General features: G+C 54.2%; 16 protein-coding genes. 7 read left to right on the forward strand and 9 right to left on the reverse strand.

Features of this window, described 5'->3' with window-relative positions; all coding sequences use genetic code 11:
• Positions 1 to 38: 38 nt before the first annotated feature.
• The 9 genes from ABFD83_14290 to ABFD83_14330 all read right to left on the reverse strand — a co-directional run bounded on the left by ABFD83_14290 (position 39) and on the right by ABFD83_14330 (position 8,018).
• On the reverse strand, positions 39 to 2,633 hold the full coding sequence (locus ABFD83_14290) for a S8 family peptidase (protein MEN6358238.1): 2,595 nt from the start codon (positions 2,631 to 2,633) through the stop codon (positions 39 to 41).
• Positions 2,634 to 2,639: 6 nt separating this feature from the next.
• Positions 2,640 to 3,662 carry an ATP-binding protein gene (locus tag ABFD83_14295; protein MEN6358239.1) on the reverse strand — a complete coding sequence of 341 codons (1,023 nt, stop codon included), beginning with the start codon at positions 3,660 to 3,662 and terminating at the stop codon, positions 2,640 to 2,642.
• 100 nt (positions 3,663 to 3,762) lie between these two features.
• Complete coding sequence (locus tag ABFD83_14300) at positions 3,763 to 4,161, reverse strand: hypothetical protein (protein MEN6358240.1); 399 nt, start codon at positions 4,159 to 4,161, stop codon at positions 3,763 to 3,765.
• Positions 4,158 to 5,741 (reverse strand): recombinase family protein, encoded by a 1,584-nt coding sequence (locus tag ABFD83_14305; protein MEN6358241.1) that lies wholly within the window; start codon positions 5,739 to 5,741, stop codon positions 4,158 to 4,160. Before ABFD83_14305 ends, ABFD83_14300 begins: the two co-directional genes overlap by 4 nt.
• Positions 5,738 to 6,193 carry a DUF2924 domain-containing protein gene (locus tag ABFD83_14310; protein MEN6358242.1) on the reverse strand — a complete coding sequence of 152 codons (456 nt, stop codon included), beginning with the start codon at positions 6,191 to 6,193 and terminating at the stop codon, positions 5,738 to 5,740. Before ABFD83_14310 ends, ABFD83_14305 begins: the two co-directional genes overlap by 4 nt.
• A gap of 56 nt (positions 6,194 to 6,249) precedes the next feature.
• A complete protein-coding gene (locus tag ABFD83_14315) occupies positions 6,250 to 6,657 on the reverse strand; it encodes a M15 family metallopeptidase (protein MEN6358243.1) in 408 nt (135 codons plus the stop codon).
• Positions 6,654 to 6,845 (reverse strand): hypothetical protein, encoded by a 192-nt coding sequence (locus ABFD83_14320; GenBank protein MEN6358244.1) that lies wholly within the window; start codon positions 6,843 to 6,845, stop codon positions 6,654 to 6,656. Before ABFD83_14320 ends, ABFD83_14315 begins: the two co-directional genes overlap by 4 nt.
• A 75-nt stretch (positions 6,846 to 6,920) precedes the next feature.
• Entirely contained in the window at positions 6,921 to 7,508 is a 588-nt protein-coding gene (locus ABFD83_14325; GenBank protein ID MEN6358245.1) for a hypothetical protein, read from the reverse strand.
• 201 nt (positions 7,509 to 7,709) lie between these two features.
• Complete coding sequence (locus ABFD83_14330) at positions 7,710 to 8,018, reverse strand: hypothetical protein (GenBank protein ID MEN6358246.1); 309 nt, start codon at positions 8,016 to 8,018, stop codon at positions 7,710 to 7,712.
• Between the two features lie 446 nt (positions 8,019 to 8,464).
• Between ABFD83_14330 and ABFD83_14335 the strand changes: the two genes are divergently transcribed.
• From ABFD83_14335 to ABFD83_14365, 7 genes are read left to right on the forward strand one after another with little or no spacing between them, the layout of a single operon-like run.
• Positions 8,465 to 8,782, forward strand: coding sequence for a hypothetical protein (locus ABFD83_14335; GenBank protein MEN6358247.1), 318 nt, complete (start codon positions 8,465 to 8,467; stop codon positions 8,780 to 8,782).
• A complete protein-coding gene (locus tag ABFD83_14340) occupies positions 8,779 to 9,798 on the forward strand; it encodes a PD-(D/E)XK nuclease family protein (GenBank protein ID MEN6358248.1) in 1,020 nt (339 codons plus the stop codon). The genes ABFD83_14335 and ABFD83_14340 overlap by 4 nt, the downstream gene beginning before the upstream one ends.
• Positions 9,799 to 9,800: 2 nt before the next feature.
• Positions 9,801 to 10,532, forward strand: a complete 732-nt coding sequence (locus ABFD83_14345) for an ATP-binding protein (protein MEN6358249.1) — start codon at positions 9,801 to 9,803, stop codon at positions 10,530 to 10,532.
• Positions 10,529 to 11,002 (forward strand): DUF669 domain-containing protein, encoded by a 474-nt coding sequence (locus ABFD83_14350; GenBank protein MEN6358250.1) that lies wholly within the window; start codon positions 10,529 to 10,531, stop codon positions 11,000 to 11,002. The genes ABFD83_14345 and ABFD83_14350 overlap by 4 nt, the downstream gene beginning before the upstream one ends.
• Entirely contained in the window at positions 11,002 to 11,472 is a 471-nt protein-coding gene (locus ABFD83_14355; protein ID MEN6358251.1) for an ERCC4 domain-containing protein, read from the forward strand. The genes ABFD83_14350 and ABFD83_14355 overlap by 1 nt, the downstream gene beginning before the upstream one ends.
• Positions 11,439 to 13,649: an AAA family ATPase gene (locus tag ABFD83_14360; GenBank protein ID MEN6358252.1), complete on the forward strand. Its 2,211-nt coding sequence runs from the start codon at positions 11,439 to 11,441 to the stop codon at positions 13,647 to 13,649. The genes ABFD83_14355 and ABFD83_14360 overlap by 34 nt, the downstream gene beginning before the upstream one ends.
• A gap of 1 nt (position 13,650) precedes the next feature.
• Positions 13,651 to 16,986: a CHC2 zinc finger domain-containing protein gene (locus ABFD83_14365; protein ID MEN6358253.1), complete on the forward strand. Its 3,336-nt coding sequence runs from the start codon at positions 13,651 to 13,653 to the stop codon at positions 16,984 to 16,986.
• Positions 16,987 to 17,002: the final 16 nt, after the last annotated feature.

Consider the following 17,002-nt stretch of genomic DNA (forward strand, 5'->3'; position numbering starts at 1 on the left):
TTGGTGGCGACTGAACCGAAAGCAGCGGCTGCAAGCCACTATTCCATTGCGTCCAAGCCTGGAGCGATTCTCACTACGGGTCTGATTCGAGCAACGATGTCTTCGTACAATGGCAACTTGGTCTCTGGTGCGACTTCGAGGGTGACGGCAAGTCCGTATGGCACAGTCTCAGTCAGCCTCCCAGCGTCTTCTGAGCAGCTCACGTGAATCTGAACATCACTTTGGCTTGAAAACACGGAAGCGCTGTCTCCCTCAAAGACTTCGTGCTGGAGTGTTCCCCTCAGGGCAGCTTGCCAATCCACGCCGCATCGGGACACTTGGAGAGCCTTTGCGCAGTCTCCCTGCCTATCTGAACCTTGATAAGGCTTGAACCACACATGCGCTTGTCGATATGCCTGATGGGCACAGTTGACTGGCGTAAACCAAGCGAGTGTTATCGTCAGACGACGCCAGCACTTGACACCGTTAAGGCTGGCAGGCAGAGGAAGCTTGTAGTTGTGACCCTCGTCTTTGTTTATATTACCCCAGCCGAGCAACGTGATTCTCTGATCTGTGCATGCCATGACTCGGTCCGGTTCGGCGATGCCGTAACCGATCAGTCGCATAACGGTGTCCACATCAAGTTCCGTCAACTCTGTAACGGTCTGCCAGGTTGCGGAATGAACCAGAAGTGCCTTTAGCAGGATTGATTCATAAGCATTGGTGAGCCTGTCTCCTCCCGGTGAGCCCTTTAGGTGGTTCAGCATATCGTAGATCATAGCTGCGGATCGGGACGCCAACGCGGTTGCGTTGCTGGTTCCACACATGAACCTAACAGCATTGATTTGACCCGGAGTTGATGAAGTCGAAGCCACCTCTTGCCCGAAATGATTGGATAAGAAGATAGGTCTGAGCTCAATATTTCCTTTCGCACCTATACTATCGCGTGAGTAATGTTGTCTTCCTCCTGCAAAGAGAAGATCGGGCTTGACGAAACGTCGAAAGCCTGGCCCTTGGGCATTCACTGGGCTCGGCAAACTCGTGTGATCCAACGGATCGATGGAATTCCCCAGTGGCGTACGAGCAAGAAAGTCATAATGGTGTGCAGCGACAGTGAGTGAGTTGACTGACTCGGATGGTGACATCAGCCTGCGGGTCAGTACGGCTCTTGCGACCGCCGATACTACAGACTTGCGCAGGAACTCCTTGTCCTTTATGATAGTATCAATATCACCGCCGTTGCAGTCTATGACGACAGTCTCAGGATGGTTGCCTGCACTCACCATAAAGAGAACTCGGTATTTCCACGCCAGCCAGTCCAGCAATCGGGCTAGAGGACTCATCGTCCTGTCAAACAGCCTCGACCTGTCACCAATCGACAGATTGACGATTCGAACGGAAGGCGCAACGGGCTGCTCGCCTGCCTCGCCATCGAAGAGACGTTTCACTGCTCGATGGATGAGATCGACAGCAAGCATTCCTTCGGGAAGACACTCCTGCCTGGAGCTTTGGAGCCAATCAGGTCCGTAGGGTCTGAGGATCGGTCGAACATAAACAGGTCTGGGCAATGGCTGTTCCATAGCAGCGAGATCACCGTGCAGGATCAGCGAGGCCATAGCGGTTCCATGGACACGCTCGCTTGCTGGATACTCGGCAGCCCAAGCCTCTGGATCATCAATGATGAGTCGGTTTTCTAGACATTTGTGATGTTCAAGGGGTAGTCCGTCTAAAAGCGCCACCACCGGATCTCCAGTGGATTTCTCTGTTTCACGCTCAACCGAATCGTCTGATACGGGCATATCATCTGGCACGCCTACAGTAAGCTGACCGTGCGGCCTGAAGTACATCACTTGCTCACACTTGATCAGTTCGGCCTCATGCGTGAATAGCTTTTCGACGCTTGTGATTGGCAGTCTCGCAGAGAGGGCATGGTATCTGATCTCAGGGATACAAGTTGACTGGATGATTTCGCCACCTTCTGCACCAACCAAGATTCGCAAGGCTGCCTCGGCGGCCGAGCGCTTCGCCTCATCTCGTACAAACCATATCTCGACCTCAGCGACTACGGATTCCTCTCCTGCCTTGACGCGCCCGTCAAATTCCTCTTTCAGCCCTGTCTCATATAAGCGGTCGATAGGACCCCACGGTCGCACATTGCGAAGCTGCCGGAACAGGTCTCTCCATTTGGTATAGCCGCGCTCAAACTCAGGGTGTTCGGGATTCTCAGAGTATCGCCGCCATAGCGACGTCAGTTGAGAGACTCCGGCATGATTTGACATCACGAGATACAGTCTTCCGCTCAGCGGATTCTCTGGATGCTCTTCTATGTAGAAATCTTCGTCAGCAGCGATATCATACTCGTCCCATTCGGCAAGCCACTCAAGCCCTTCTACTTTGTCTACCGCACGCATGAAGTCGCTGATGGAACCGATAGTCTCTATGACCAGTACCATCTCTGGCTCAGCCGTTGGCATGTCCGGAGATGCTTGGACTTTGCGTGCTTCAATCTGGTGCTCAAGAACGTCCAACTGCGGCAGGATTCTTTCACTCTGCCTGGTAAATCCAGGACAATGAACCTTGGCCTGGCCACCACCTTTCTTGTTGCGTGCAGCCGGTGTTGCTTCTGGAAAAATGACAATGGGACGAGTGGCCATATACCTCTACTCCGTGCTCGATTCAGGAAGATTGTATCGCGCCCACAGTTGCTTGAGGCGGTCCTGCACTATGCGTTTCACGCTGCCGCTGGGATCTGCCAACACACGGCATCTGGCAATGTCCGTACCAAAGTCCTCGACTTCTGCGAAGCTGAGACCGGCCAGCTTTTTAGCAAGCTCACGCAGGCCAACCCCAAACGGCTGTCCCAAAGATTCTTGGTACCGCTGCAACCACTCGTTGATCTGCTCGACGCCTGGATTCGGCAGAGAGAGGCGCAACTGAAATCGTCTCCAGACGGCGCGGTCCAGCAGTTCAGGATGATTCGTTGCAGTGACAACAACAACGTGACTGGGTAAATCATCTACCTGCAGAAGCAATGAACTGACAACACGTTTGATTTCGCCGGTTTCATGTACGTCGCCACGCTCCTTGCCAATCGTATCGAACTCATCCAGGAACAACACGCACTGCCTGGTCCGAATAAAATCAAAGAGTTTACGCAATCGAAGTGCGGTTTCGCCCAGATAGCTACCAATTACGCCCTCATAACGAACAACGAACAGAGGCACCATCAATGCTTCAGCCAGTGCCTCGGCTAGAGTTGTCTTTCCATTGCCAGGCGGACCAACCAGCAACACTCGATGTCTGGGCTCAAGGTTGTATGAACGAAGCAGTTCACATCGCTGCTGCTCCTCAACAAGCTCATCGACACAAGTGACCACTTCAGGAGGAAGTATAAGGTCTTGGAATGACCGACGCGGGATCAGCTCGCTCAGCAGGCTCTGTACCTGGTCATCGGCAGTGTGAGTACCTCGAATGCCGTTAAGGCCGTTTCCGTTGGAAAGTAGTTCCGTCAAGCGTTCAGCCAAGACGTTATGATTCTTGGCACGCTCTTCGGCAGCAATTGCCTCAACAGTGCGCCTAAACTGTGCTTGGTCACCACGTGAACCAGCTTTGACCAAATTTACGAGTAGATCAGATCGAGCCATATATTCCTCAAGCGGTTTCAAGCCCCAACTGGTGGGCAAAAGCATAATAAAACCACAACTTTCTTATTAGCCATGGGTGCCCACAAATCCTTCTCAAACAGAAACAGTGCCAGCGACCTACTGGTTCTATGGCTGGCAGCTATTTGTACTTGCCATGTTGCTCATCCCAAAGCATTGGAATCTCGCTGGTAAGCTGGTTCAACGAGAATCCGTCCGGCTCGTTGCCCGCAAGTATCGCCTTGATAATGTCCGGGGCAAGCAGCGTAAGCCGCAGCATTCGTGCCATGTGGTGACGATCCATCTTGAGCGCCTGTGCCATCTCTTTTATCGAGGCATACCTACCCTCGTCAAGTAGCTTTTTCCAGCGGTGTGCGCGGGATATGGCTATCACAAGCGCTTCGTGGTAGTCTGGGCCGGTATCCACAGAATGTACCAGACCATCCGGCACTACTATCTCTTTCCTTCCCGAACGTCGCTTGAGTGTCATCGGAACATGCACGCAGACGCCATCATCATTGTTGATAAGCCCAATGCTCATACCACACCGACCCTTTCCTCGCTCTCGCTTCCCTTGACCTCAGCGACTATTGAGTGAATGCCTTCCGCCCGAAGCTGAATATCGAGGCCATTAGGATGGACCGTTACTCGCTCCACAAACGACCGCAGAATTCTGTGCTGCTCGGATGGAAACAACTCATCCCACACCGGATCGAGCTTGCGGAGCGCATCAGCAACGTTTTGTTCGGTGAGTGATCCTGCAGTAAGTTCCGATATTCGTTCGTCGGTTTCTGCAAGTATGCGGCGTGTCTTCTGTATTTCATCGTTAAGTTCCGAGAACCTCTCCGTGCTCTTGTTATCCTCAAAGTCGCATGATACCAGTTCACCTGCTGTCGCTTTTAGTTCCACCATCCGCATCTCAAGGTCGGTCTTTTCATCATAAAGAGAGCGCAGCTCCTGCTCCTGAATATCCATCGCTGCCCGGAATGTCTCAGCTATCACCTCCGGCGATTGCAGGAGCGCTCGAAGCTGACCAACTACTGCATTTTCAATTTCACCAGCAGGAACGGATTTGACCGGACATGAATCGTAGCCATTCTTTGTCGCGCTGCTGCAAGCGTAGTATCGATAGACAACCCCATTCTTTTTTCTTGTATATGTTCCGATCATAGATTTGTCGCAGTGTCCACAGCGAATGATGCCCTGCAGGAGCGACTTGACCTCGTGGGTTTCCTGGCCTTTCTTCCGCGCGGTGCCGCTTGAAAATATCTGCTGGACTTTATCCCAGAGAGACTTCGAAACAATCGCCTCGTGCTCGCCGGGATATGACTTGTCTTTATGGACAGTCTCGCCAAGATAAGTTCGGTTGTTTAGGACACGGTATATGTGTTGAGTGTTCCAAGGCCCACCCTGATGGAACGATCCATTTTTCGTGGTCCATGACTTGGTAGGGATTCCATTTGAATTGAGTTCCCTGGCGATTTCCAGACAGGAGCCAGCCTCGATGAATCTTTTGAAAACCTGCCGGACCAGTTTTGCCTCTTCCTGATTCACGATGAGCTTCGTATTTTTGTAGTCTACATCATAGCCATATGCAGGAGTGCCGCCGAGATACTTACCTTTCTTTTTAGCGGCAGCTATTTTGTCCCTGACTCTTTCGGCACTTATAGCCCTCTCAAATTCAGCAAAGCTCAGAAGGATGTTCAGAATCAACCGGCCCATCGCCGTCGTACTCGAAAACTGCTGTGTGATAGATACAAAGGTCACATTATGCTGGTCGAAAAACTCCGCGAGTTTTACGAAGTCAAGTAGCGACCGGGAAAGCCTGTCGAGCTTGTAAAACACAACGCAGTCAATTCTGCCGCGCTCGATGTCTCGCATGAGCTTTTTCAGCCCCGGCCGTTCGATGTTGCCTCCAGAAAAACCAGGATCATCATAATGCTCTGTCAGCGCAATCCAACCTTCGTGACGCTGGCTCGCTATGTATGCCTCGCATGCCTCCCGCTGGGCATCAAGCGAATTAAACTCCTGCTCGAGGCCCTTTTCCGTGCTCTTGCGTGTGTATATCGCGCAGCGCATACCTCGACAGGGTTCAGAAGAGCCGTTGCTTTCGTTTATCATCTCGCATTCCTTCCCGCAAGTCCAAAGAACGCGCGCCCGTTCCAATGCGTGCCGGTTATCACCTTTGCGATAGCCGACAGTGACCGGTACTTCCGGCCCTCATACTCGAAACCGTCGCGAAGCGTCGTGACCTCATAGCGTCTGCCGTTCCATTCACGAACGAGCTTGCTTCCGATGACGGGCATGTCTTTCTTACCCTGTGCCCGGCCGGACGTTACCTTGGGCATGCCGAACTCATCATAGCCGTGGCGCTTGAGGGCTGCGTCCATCTTGGCGTGCGCTTCCTCGGAAAGCCCACCGTAGGTTATTTCTTGTATGCGGTGTGCTAGCCTCTTTATAACGAACCTCCGGTTGCTGGCCGGAGGCTTATTGCCGAAGAGTGTGCGCCACAGAGACACAAGTTCTTCGTGAGTCAGGTTTTGCAGATCCGCAATCTGCTTAAGTACACTCATAGTCATTTACCTCACCGTCAGTTTCGGGTGAAGATCGGGAGAGGTCGCCATTGGCTTCACTTCTTTGATGCGGCAGCTTTTCGCATTTGGGCGAGCGTCCTGCCTTTTGTCCACTGCACATGCGGCCGGTCGACTATGCTTTTGAAATCGCCGCCCCATTCAAGACCGCACTCACGCGCCGTTTTCCCGAACACATCCCACGGGCCGTTCCAAGTTACCTTGCCGTTGACTATGAATGCATAATCGGCGGCAAGGGCGAAGTTGTGCCACGAATATCCTCCGCGAGCGTTGGTTACTCTCTTTCCCGGCGTCGTCCTGCCGATGGCATAAAGCCTGTTCTGTTCGGCTATGGAGCGATACCCGCAGGTCATCATTACCTTGATGCCGCGCCCGGCAAGCTTCTTCTCGAACAGGTTCAGTTTTGTTACAAACTCGGGATCGAGTCCCTGCTTTGTAGCACTCATCGGCCTCCTCCTTCCGCACCCGGTATGTCACCATGAACGCTCACACTTTTAGAAATATCAAGTCCGTGTGCGGTGATTCCGGTGTTAATACCAGCTTGATTCATCGCACGCAGCTTTGCCCGAAGGAACCCCGCCGCCAGTATCGCGGCTGCTTCGCCTAAGCTGCTGGTTTTCGTAACGTGTTGCATCTGTCTACCTCGCTTTTGTGTGATTTGCCCCCACTTGATATGTACTTCTGGGAATGGTGCAGTTGTCGAGTTTTTTCAGGAGTAATTCTTTATCCCGGCCGCACTCAGGATGTCTCGCAGCCTGCGCATCATCTCGTAGAGCTTCGAGCGTTTTATGCCGAGTTCCCGCGCGGCGGCTGTCACCGTCGTGTATGAGAGAAGCTTGCAGACCTTTTGCAAGTCTTCGGGAAGCGAAGAGACCGCCCGCCGCACGTCTATCCGCAGCTCGACCATCTCAATAAGGGTACGGTTTACATTGCCGAGCATTATCTGGTAATCGTCTGTGTCAAGTATGTCGGCCATGGTGAACTCATCGAATCTCGCGCTTTCGGCGGCAGCATCGATGGAGTAAGCGTGCATACGGACGTCCAGCGTCGAGCAGCTTCTCGACTTGATGATCGCCTTCACCCTGTTATCGAGAACACAGTTTATGAAGGTCTTCAGGGACCCTCGTGAGGCATCATGCTTTGGCAGATTCTGTCGCAGGTGGATCGCTAGGTCCTGCTCGATGTCCTCCCGGTCAGACTCGGTGAGTCCGAGGTAGCCGATAAGTCGTTGAGCCTTGTAGCGAATAAGGTGTACTGAGTAGCCGTCCAGGCCCTCGAAAGCGTTTGTGTTTCCCAATGTCTCCTCCGAATCTGGAGGAGATCGCCGTGGGCGTCACACGTTTTCGGGGACAACACGTGCCCAAACGCAAAGGCGGAGGCATTGTGATGCCGCCGTAATTGGCGACACCCACAACGACCTCCGCCTTGCGGTCAGTCTGTTGTCTGGTGATGTAAAATTTTGTGATTAGCGCTGCAGCATTAGCTGCAGCGCCTGGCGCTATTCCCAGTCCACAAGGACCGGCAGTCCATCCTGCACGGTTACGGACTTAATGACACCATTGCCTACCTCGGCAATTTCGGAAAGCAGCCAGGACATCTGTGCTTTAAGCGCGAAGTCTCTTTCCTGCGGTGTTTGTGTCTCGGTCTTCTTGGTGTACTTTCTGCTGCGGCGAAACGCAGGCGCTGGATACTGCAGCGGCTTGCCGTCTCTGACATGAAGCGTCTCGACCTTGCCATAGCGCAGCTTCCGCATTGCCTCGACAAGCCAGTCTTCCGACTCATCGAGCGACGATTTCATTTGGTCCATTCTTTGCCTCCTTCGAGTTCTCAAGTGATTTGTAATCCATCAGCACATGGCCATACTGCTCAGTTCTATATTTACCGGAACCGCATGTGAAGTGGTGAAATTTATTTTTAACGGCCTCAAACCTCGACAAGTTGAGGCCAGATCAGCCTCCGCGAAAATTCCACCCCCACTTAGTTATTTACTTCTGTAATCCATGAAGTGTCGGGATTATTTTTTGTGGGGACGGAACATGTGGACGCCTGTCCCCTCGATTATAGCAACCGAACAAGTGTTCGGTCAACACCAACAAATCTACTCCCACACAGGCGCGAGCCAACCAGCCCTCGCAGAGTTTTCCGACACATCCTGGTTTTCGGAAGTACATATCAAGTGGGAGCGAAACCACGGGGATTCTCTTCCAGGCGCGCCATTTTACCCCGCACCAGATGATCCTTTGGAGGACGGATGTGAACAGAACAGTCTACAAAATCCAGTTCGCTAAAAGGCTGCCTGTCGGAATGGTGGACTACCACCTTATGACGGCAGCGCTCGCGGCTGAGAGCCTTTACGGAAGAAACGCGGTGCGCCTGGACGCGGTGGCGCGGCTTAACTCGAAGAATCGCACAGTAATTATCGATGCTGAGACCCAGGTCGGAGTCGACCTCGCCAAGATGTTCATGGGCTTCATGACTAACGAGTACGGCGAGAAGAGCTTTGCCGTTACGAAGGCAGAGGAGTTTATGCGCTTTGACGACCAAGAGCTTTTAGCGAGGGTCATTCTGTGAGCAAGCGGTTCCTCACTACCTATTCATTCTGGAACTCGTTTCGTAATTGCCGGAAGGCGTGCGAGTGGCGGTATTTGGAAGAGTTGGTTCCCATCAGTCGGGACCAGGCTCTCTCATTCGGGACGCTTATCCACTCATGCCTTGAGATGTGGCACGGTGGCAGCGGATTGGATGCGGTGCTTGACTTCATCGACAAGTCACTACCGAACCGCTCGCAGGATGAATCCCAGAAGTCCGACTGGCACCTGGCGACGGCAATGATGACGGGTTACGCCGCGCGCTACCCGGTTGAAGAATTCGAGATTGTTGCTCTTGAGAAGATCTTCGAGGGCAGGATCATAAATCCCGCGACAGGAGCGTGCTCACGGAGTCTTATCATTGCTGGGAAAGTCGACGGCATTGTAAGAATCGGCCGGGATTACTACATCCTGGAGCACAAGACTGCCTCGCAGCTAGACGCCGACTATCTTGAGCGACTGTGGACCGACCTACAAATAAGCCTCTATGCGCATTACGTCGAGCAGGCATTTGGTATCAAGATCGTGGGTGTCATCTACAACGTGCTCGTGAAGGCGAAGCTCCAGCAGAGCAAGGGCGAGACCCAGGCCGAGTTTGATACCCGCCGCGCGGAGTTGCTTGCAAAGTCCAAGACCGGCAAGACGACGGCGGCGCGCAAGCTGCCGGAGACCGACGAAACGTTCCAGGAACGACTGGCCGCGAAGTATGCCGAGCCAGGCATGCTTCATCGTGAGATGCTCTACATCTCGCGTGATCAGTTCGACGCCATGAGAGCCGACCTCTGGGAGCTTGCCCGGCAGTTCCTCGACTGCCGCCGCCGTGGTGCATTCTATCGCAACACGGCATTCTGCTTTGCCAACCACAGGCAATGCGCCTATTTCCCGCTGTGCCGTGCAAACGGCAACGAGAATGTGATCGCCAACTTCTACGAGGTAAAACCGCCGCACGAGGAACTGCGGTCGGACGATACTGCTGACCAGGATAAGGAGACATTCTAATGCTGCTTCCAACTGCAAAGACGCCGCCAAAACCCAATCTGGCGGACCTGACGGTGTTATGTTACGGAGCCACGAAGATAGGCAAGAGCACATGGTGCTCTTATTCCGATAACGCGATCTTCCTATCGACCGAACCGGGTCTCAATTCCCTGGAAGTGTTCCAGGTCCCGATCCGGTCGTGGGACGAGCTGCTCACAACCTGCGGCGAGATCGCCGAGGGCAACCATGAGTTCAAGACAGTCATCATCGACACCGTGGACAATGCCTATCGTATGTGCGCGGACTACGTCTGCCGGAAGTTTAAGGTCGAGCACGAGTCCGACCTCGGTTACGGAAAGGGATTCTCGCTGACAAATAATGAATTTCAGCGAGTACTGAACAAGCTTGCATTCATGCCCTACGGCTTGTATCTCGTCTCGCACTCTCAAGAAGTAGAGATCGAGACGAGGACCGGCAAGTACAACAAGACCGTCCCCACATTGCCGGAGAAGGCACGGAAGATCGTGCTCGGCCTTGTCGACATGGTCCTCTTCTGCGACATCGAGGCCGTTACCGGGCCGGACAACAAGGTCGTGGGGCGGCGGGTCATGCGCACCAAGCCGAGCATCTATTATGAAGCCGGTGATCGCACCGGCAGGCTTCCCGATATCATCGACCTCGACTATGGCAAGTTCGTCGAGGCGTTCAATGCCACTGCAGGCGGCAAACAAGCTGCAAAGGAGAAGACAACATGAGTACGGACTACTGCCCTAATCAGGATTCGAGTGTCGAAGACTTCGACCTCGCTCAGTTCGACGGAAGTTATGACGAAGCGCCCATAGAAGAGCGCGAATTCGAGGATGTCCCGGATGGCAAGTATCAGGTAAACGTGGAGAATGTTGAACTCACCCGCTCTCAGACATCCGGGAATCCAATGCTCAAGTGGACCCTGAAAATCCTCGGGCCCAAGTATGCCGGAAGACTGTTGTGGCGCAACAACGTCATTACCAACGACAGCCTCAAGTGGCTCAAGACCGACCTACATACCTGCGGGGTCACCCTTGGCAAGCTATCTGAACTTCCATCCAGGCTCAACGATCTTTTGGACGTGAAGCTGGAAGTGACCAAGCGCACCCGGGGCGAGAGCGAAAGCATCTACCTAAACCGCCGCATAGTGGTAGACGACACCAGGGCGGTCGATGAGTCTGCTCTGGCTCCGTTCTAGTGAAGGCGAAGCCTGTCGTAGTAGTCGACACGCGGGAAAAAGAGCCTTACACGTTCGATCCGGCCCGAGTAGAAGTCGTTCGCCGTGCGCTTGCTGCTGGTGACTATTCTCTGCTCGGGTTGGAAAGCTCTGTGGCGGTAGAACGCAAGAGCATGGAGGACTTCGTGGGAACCGTGATTCGTGGGCGGGAGCGGTTCGCAAACGAGCTTGCCAAACTCCGAGGATGCGAATTCGCCTGCGTGGTCGTGGAAGGCAGCCTGATGGACGTTCTCTCCGGCAACTACCGGTCCGACGCCCATCCCAATGCCGTGCTCGGCTCTGCGCTTTCCATCATTGTCGACTACCGCATCCCGGTATTCTTTTGCTCAAACAGGCAAGCGGCGCGTCTGTTTGTCGAGCAGTTGCTTTTGAGACTCAGTGAGAAGGTAGATGCTACATGCCAAAACCAGGAGGTGCCACGACAAAGCTAAGAGGCCGGGTCGTGGCAGTGTTCTACGCCAGCCCGACGTTTTCGGCCGGGAAACTCAAGACAGAGGCTGGTGATAAGGTGTCGTTCGCGGGTCCCGTGTTCGTTCAAGACGGGGACCGACTCATTCTGATCGGCAGGTGGGTCAAGCACCCGAAGTTCGGTCGGCAGCTTGAAGTCGAGAGCATGGAATATGACCAGGACCTCGATGCTGAGGGGCTTGCCAACTATATAGCAAAGCACCCGGACATCAAGGGTATCGGTCCCGCGAAGGCTCGCGTCATAGCAGAGAGGTTCGGAGGTGACTTCGACCGCTGCCTTGTCGAGGAAGCAGAGCAGATAGCGCAGGCGGCCCATCTTCCGCTTGAGGCAGTCGAGCATCTGCGCGATGTCTGGCAGGAGACCGGCAAGGTAAACCAGGCAATGACCGCACTTTCGGCTTTCGGCCTCACGCATCTTCAGGTGGTAAGCCTGGTGAAGAAGTTCGGCGGCGCGGCGGTCGGGCTTTTGAAAAGCGATCCATATTCTATCGTCCGGCTTGTGCCTGGCTTCGGCTTCAAGCGGATCGACCAGATCGCCCGCGAGAAGATGAACGTGCCGAAGGAAACACCGGGACGAATTTGTGCTGGCGTCGCATTCTGTGTGGAAGATGCGCTTGAGCAGGGGCACTGCTGGGTGGAATATGAAGAACTCATAGACCGTGCAAATACCCTGCTGGTAATGGACTGTCTGGACAGCAGGGAACGGATCGAGCACGCCCTCGAAGAGCTTATCAGCGAAAGACAGCTTACATGCTTTGGAACCAGCGGCAGGTTCCTCGTCGCCATTCCACGTATCCGGGAAATGGAAGAGTATCTTGCGCAAATACTCCGGCGTGGCGATGGTCCCAATCCAAGGTTTCCGAAACTGGCTCCTGATGCTTTGGATGCTGTCGTGCGCCAAAGTGCTCCGAGTCTTAAGCCCTGGCAGCATAACGCGGTAGCTGCGGCGCTCAGGCATTCCATCACGCTCATATCGGGAGGCGCTGGCAGCGGCAAGACATACACCATATCCGCGCTTGTCGGTATCTGCCAGGAATATGACCTGTCCGTCATCCTTGCGGCCCCTACGGGCAAAGCGGCGAAGCGTATGGAGCAGGTTGTCGGTATGGAAGCGCAGACAATCCATAGGCTTCTCGGCTACGACGGGCATGCGTTCACGCGCGAAAGTGTCGACGCCGATGTGGTAGTGATCGACGAGCTTTCCATGGTTGATGTGCCGCTTGCGTGGCATCTTTTCAAGGCCATAGACCTTTCCAAAACGGCTGTTGTGCTGGTGGGAGATCACAACCAACTCCCGCCCGTGGGACCGGGCAATCTGCTGCGGGACCTTGTGCGCTCACGTGTCGTGCCGACCGTCATACTTGATGGTGTTCAACGGCAGGCTGGAGTCCTTAAAGAAAACAGCATAGCGATCCTTTCGGGCGAGGTGCGAAAGACGTCAGAAAAGAAACCCGACGGCAGGCGCGCGTGGTATGTGATAGACCAGTTCACCGACCCGATGCAGGCTCAGACATTTATCCTTGAGCTGTTCGACAAAGTTCTTTCAGAGAGGCTCAACTTCGACATCATAAACGACGTGCAGGTGCTCACACCGACGCACAAGGGTCCGCTCGGCACCCGGGAACTGAATACTCTGCTGCAGAGTCTTGTGCAGCGTAAGCTCTGGGACCGGTATGTGGAGCCGACGCCTCCAGGCAAGCGTCCGAAGCTTATGCCCGGCGACAAGGTCATCCAGACCCGCAACAACTACACCACAGGCGTCATGAACGGGGCTGTTGGAACGGTTGTCGATGCGGACGAGGCCGGAGGGTTGACCATCGACTTCGACGGCACGCTATTGAACTTCGAGAATGGCGCTCCTGAACTCGCCCACATCCAGCTTGCCTTCGCGCTCACGTTTCATAAAGCCCAAGGCTCGGAATATCCCTGCTCGATAGTGGTCGTGCATAAGTCGCACTCATTTATGCATCATCGTAACTTGCTCTACACGGGAGTCACTCGCGCCTCCGAGTCCGCCATTATCGTAGGCGACCACTGGGGGATCGGGCACTGCGCCAAGGTGAAACAGGTGGAGGAACGCAAGACATTCCTCTCGCTGCTTTTGGGTCAAACCCTGGATTCGGACAAATGGGGCAAGTAGCATGGTGGAGGCGGGATTCGACAATGTAAGAGAGTACTACCAGATCGTAACCGACATCGACATCGGGCTTGTCGCAAGGGAGCTTCTTGCCGGACGGATCACCCAGCAGTCCGAGAAGCTGCTTCAGTGCGACTGCCCGAACCACAAGAGCCAGTCCCATCGTTCTCTGCATATACAAATCGACAAACAGTGCTGGTTCTGCTTTGGCTGTGGAATCGGCGGCGACGTGCTGCAGCTTGCCGAGTTCGTGCAGTCCGGGCGCATCACTGTGGGTGTGACCGGTCCAATGCCTGAGTCTCACCGGCAGGCGCGGGACTACCTTGCCGAAAAAGCCGGACTTCCACCGCTCGCAAACTACGGACTCTCGCCGGAAAAGATAGCCCAGACCGAGGCCGCCCGCGCGTTCGGGCTTCGTGTCCAGTCTGCGCTCACGGCTGTCGCCCGCTATTATAACGAACGTCTGAAAGCATCACCCAAGGTGCTGGAGTGGTTCACGCGGCACTATGGCATATCGCTTGAGACAATAGACTCGCTTCTCATTGGGTATTCTGACGGGACGCCATATACTGACGGCCAGGGCGGTAAGCATCCAGGAATAATATCCGCGCTCACCAGTGGTGATGACCCATTTACATTTCGGGAACTCGCTGCGACCGGCGCTTTCAATCCGACCAGCAATGACGATCTGGTTCCCGCATTCAATAATCGGATCACATTTCCTTACTGGAGCCGTGGGCGCGTTGTATTTATGATAGGGCGCAAGACTCCATGGACGCCGGAGAGTAATTGGGAGCAGGGCAAGTACAAGAAGCTCAAGTGCCGCGACGAACACTCCCGCAAGCACATAGCACCGTGCATCAGCAACAGCTTTCTCTACAACGAGGACTGTCTGACGGCGCGGCCGGAGCGCGTAATCATCACCGAGGGTGTGACTGACTGTATTTCCCTGATGGAGCGCGATTTCGCCACGGTTTCTCCGGTCACTGTCCAGATAAAGGAGGACGACTGGAAACGGATACTGCCGAAACTCGCGGGAGTAAAGACGGTCTACATCTGCCAGGACAATGAAGTGTCTGAGGTCGGCCTGAAAGGATCGCTCCGCACGGCGCGTCATCTTGCTTCAGCCGGAATAGAGACTCGCTTGGTGGTCCTTCCGCTTGAAGAAAAGCACACGACGGCACGCAGCGCCCTGAAGGAGCGGTTCGGTCTGGACTCGGCTGTCGGTCCTCGCGAGCTTGCAAAGCGCCTTGCCGGGAAGCCGCCGGAGCAGGTCAAGGAAGCCGAGGGTCTGTTCGCCGATGCCAAAGTGGATGTCAATGAGTTCTTTGTCGCCGGTCATTCAGCGGAGGACTTCGAGTCCCTGCTTGCATCCGCGGTCACGCCGCTCGAATATAGCATCGATAGGATTCCATCGGGGCTACCGGAAACCGAGCGCAACCGGCTCCTTACCCCAATCCTGTGTGAAGTGGCGGATCTGCCACCACTGGATCAGTCTCGAGAACTGCGGCGAATAGTCGAACGCTGCGGCAGAGACGGGCTGTCGATCGGGGTCCTAAAAGAACAGATGAAGGCTCTGCAAAAAGACAAGCAGGCACGGCTGCGCCAGGAGCGCAGGCAAGAGAAGCGGATAAGCACCGCCCCAGCAGGTTCCTGCAGGGCGTGTGTTGAACAGGTTTTGCTGGATTCCGAAGCCGAAACGGGAAGCGCCGATTATTCCAAGGCTGCAGAGGCGACGTATGATTGGTTTATGTCTCATGGCGCGCGCTTTTTCAAGACTCGTCACGGTGAACCATTCATGTTCTATGATGATGTCATGCTTTGGATGGACTCGTCCGAGCGGGCGCGCAAACGCGTGTATTCTTCTGTTATTTTCAACGCGACCGGCCTGGTGTCAGCTACCACTGGCGGGCGCATCTTCTTGGAAGTGCTTGCCAATCTTGCCGCTATTCGCGGTGAGGTTCGGGATCAGTTGTCCTGGCTGCACACCGATGTTGCCAATAACACAGTGTATTTCAACCTGAACAACGAGCGCCGCGAGATCGCTAAGATAACGCCCGATGGTGTAGAAATAATGAAGAATGGGAGTAACACTGACGGGATTATTCTGGAAGCGTCCGACAAAATCGACCCGATAACTTTTATTCCAGATATGGACAACGACGAGGCAGACCGACTTATCATGGAATTGGTGGGCGAGAATCTCACCTGCTCGCCGTCGAACAGGTTCCTTATACTTGCCTGGCTTTCCTGTTTCTTGCTTATCGACTTTGCAGGCACACGTCCCATGATTCGGTTCGAGGGCAGTTCGGCGTCGGGCAAGACATCGGCCGCCAAGCTTATAACTGCCCTTTTGTACGGCCAGCCGCAGCAAAAGAAGGCCACTGATGCTGCCAATTACTCTGATGCTGCACGCAACCCGTTGATTTCACTCGATAATGTGGAGTCCAATGATGTAACGGAGGATTTCGTGAACTTCTTGCTCACTAGTATCACTGGGATTGCCAAGGAAAAACGCAAGGCAGGTTCGGATACCGAGACAGTGATAGAGCGTCCGCGCTGTCTGATAAACACGACCGGCATAGAACCGCTTGCGACCGACCTGACAGAGATTCTTTCACGCTCATTCATCCTGAAGTTCGAACTCGGAGAAGCGACAGGCAATTGTTTTCTTGAGGCCAAGGTACTCGCGAAAATCCGGCAACACAGAGACGAGATGCTTTCAGTCATAATGAAACGCACGAGTTGGGTCTTGAGAATGCTTCAGGATGGTGGTCAGGAACGGGTAATGACATTGCTTCACCGAAACCTGGGAAACCACAGCAAACGGCGCTGCAACGACTATTTGAGCTTGATGTATCTGATGGGTATTGCCGGAATGCCGGAGGCGGACGTCAAGGTCGCGATGGAATCCATAGACTCCAGGTTTGCGGACATAGTAACGTCTCTAAACGCCATAACGGAAGATGCTGCCCGGGATTCCAACCCAATCGCAACCGCACTTGTGGGCCTGTTTAAAGCATACGCAAGCGCAGTACGGGCTGACGAGCAGTCTTACGGGTTTCCGCCGTCGCGGTCTGCGAAAACCGTGTTTCTGGAGCGCTATCAGATCGAGTTTGCCGATGAGAATTCGCTCAAGGGAGTGCTTGCCAGAGATTTGTTCATCGCCTTGAAGCGCGTTGCCAAGGAATATGGTCTTGCTTTCAATATGATCTCGGTGCAGCAGTTCGCTCAGCGGTTTGCCAACGATATGGACACGGTACGGACAGCAGGCTTTGAGATAACCGTGAATCAGCTTGCGCATAGGGTGAGGACGTATGATATTGCGCTATTGCGTTAATGTTGCTCTGGACATC

This window comes from Armatimonadota bacterium, assembly GCA_039679645.1.
Taxonomy (GTDB): Bacteria; Armatimonadota; UBA5829; order UBA5829; family UBA5829; genus UBA5829.

Excerpts from the sequence above, each read along its gene's own strand:
- ABFD83_14290 (MEN6358238.1), bottom strand. The coding sequence starts at position 2,633 with ATGGCCACTCGTCCCATTGTCATTTTTCCAGAAGCAACACCGGCTGCA.
- ABFD83_14300 (MEN6358240.1), bottom strand. The coding sequence starts at position 4,161 with ATGAGCATTGGGCTTATCAACAATGATGATGGCGTCTGCGTGCATGTT.
- ABFD83_14305 (MEN6358241.1), bottom strand. The coding sequence starts at position 5,741 with ATGATAAACGAAAGCAACGGCTCTTCTGAACCCTGTCGAGGTATGCGC.
- ABFD83_14310 (MEN6358242.1), bottom strand. The coding sequence starts at position 6,193 with ATGAGTGTACTTAAGCAGATTGCGGATCTGCAAAACCTGACTCACGAA.
- ABFD83_14315 (MEN6358243.1), bottom strand. The coding sequence starts at position 6,657 with ATGAGTGCTACAAAGCAGGGACTCGATCCCGAGTTTGTAACAAAACTG.
- ABFD83_14320 (MEN6358244.1), bottom strand. The coding sequence starts at position 6,845 with ATGCAACACGTTACGAAAACCAGCAGCTTAGGCGAAGCAGCCGCGATA.
- ABFD83_14330 (MEN6358246.1), bottom strand. The coding sequence starts at position 8,018 with ATGGACCAAATGAAATCGTCGCTCGATGAGTCGGAAGACTGGCTTGTC.
- ABFD83_14350 (MEN6358250.1), top strand. The coding sequence starts at position 10,529 with ATGAGTACGGACTACTGCCCTAATCAGGATTCGAGTGTCGAAGACTTC.
- ABFD83_14360 (MEN6358252.1), top strand. The coding sequence starts at position 11,439 with ATGCCAAAACCAGGAGGTGCCACGACAAAGCTAAGAGGCCGGGTCGTG.
- ABFD83_14365 (MEN6358253.1), top strand. The coding sequence starts at position 13,651 with ATGGTGGAGGCGGGATTCGACAATGTAAGAGAGTACTACCAGATCGTA.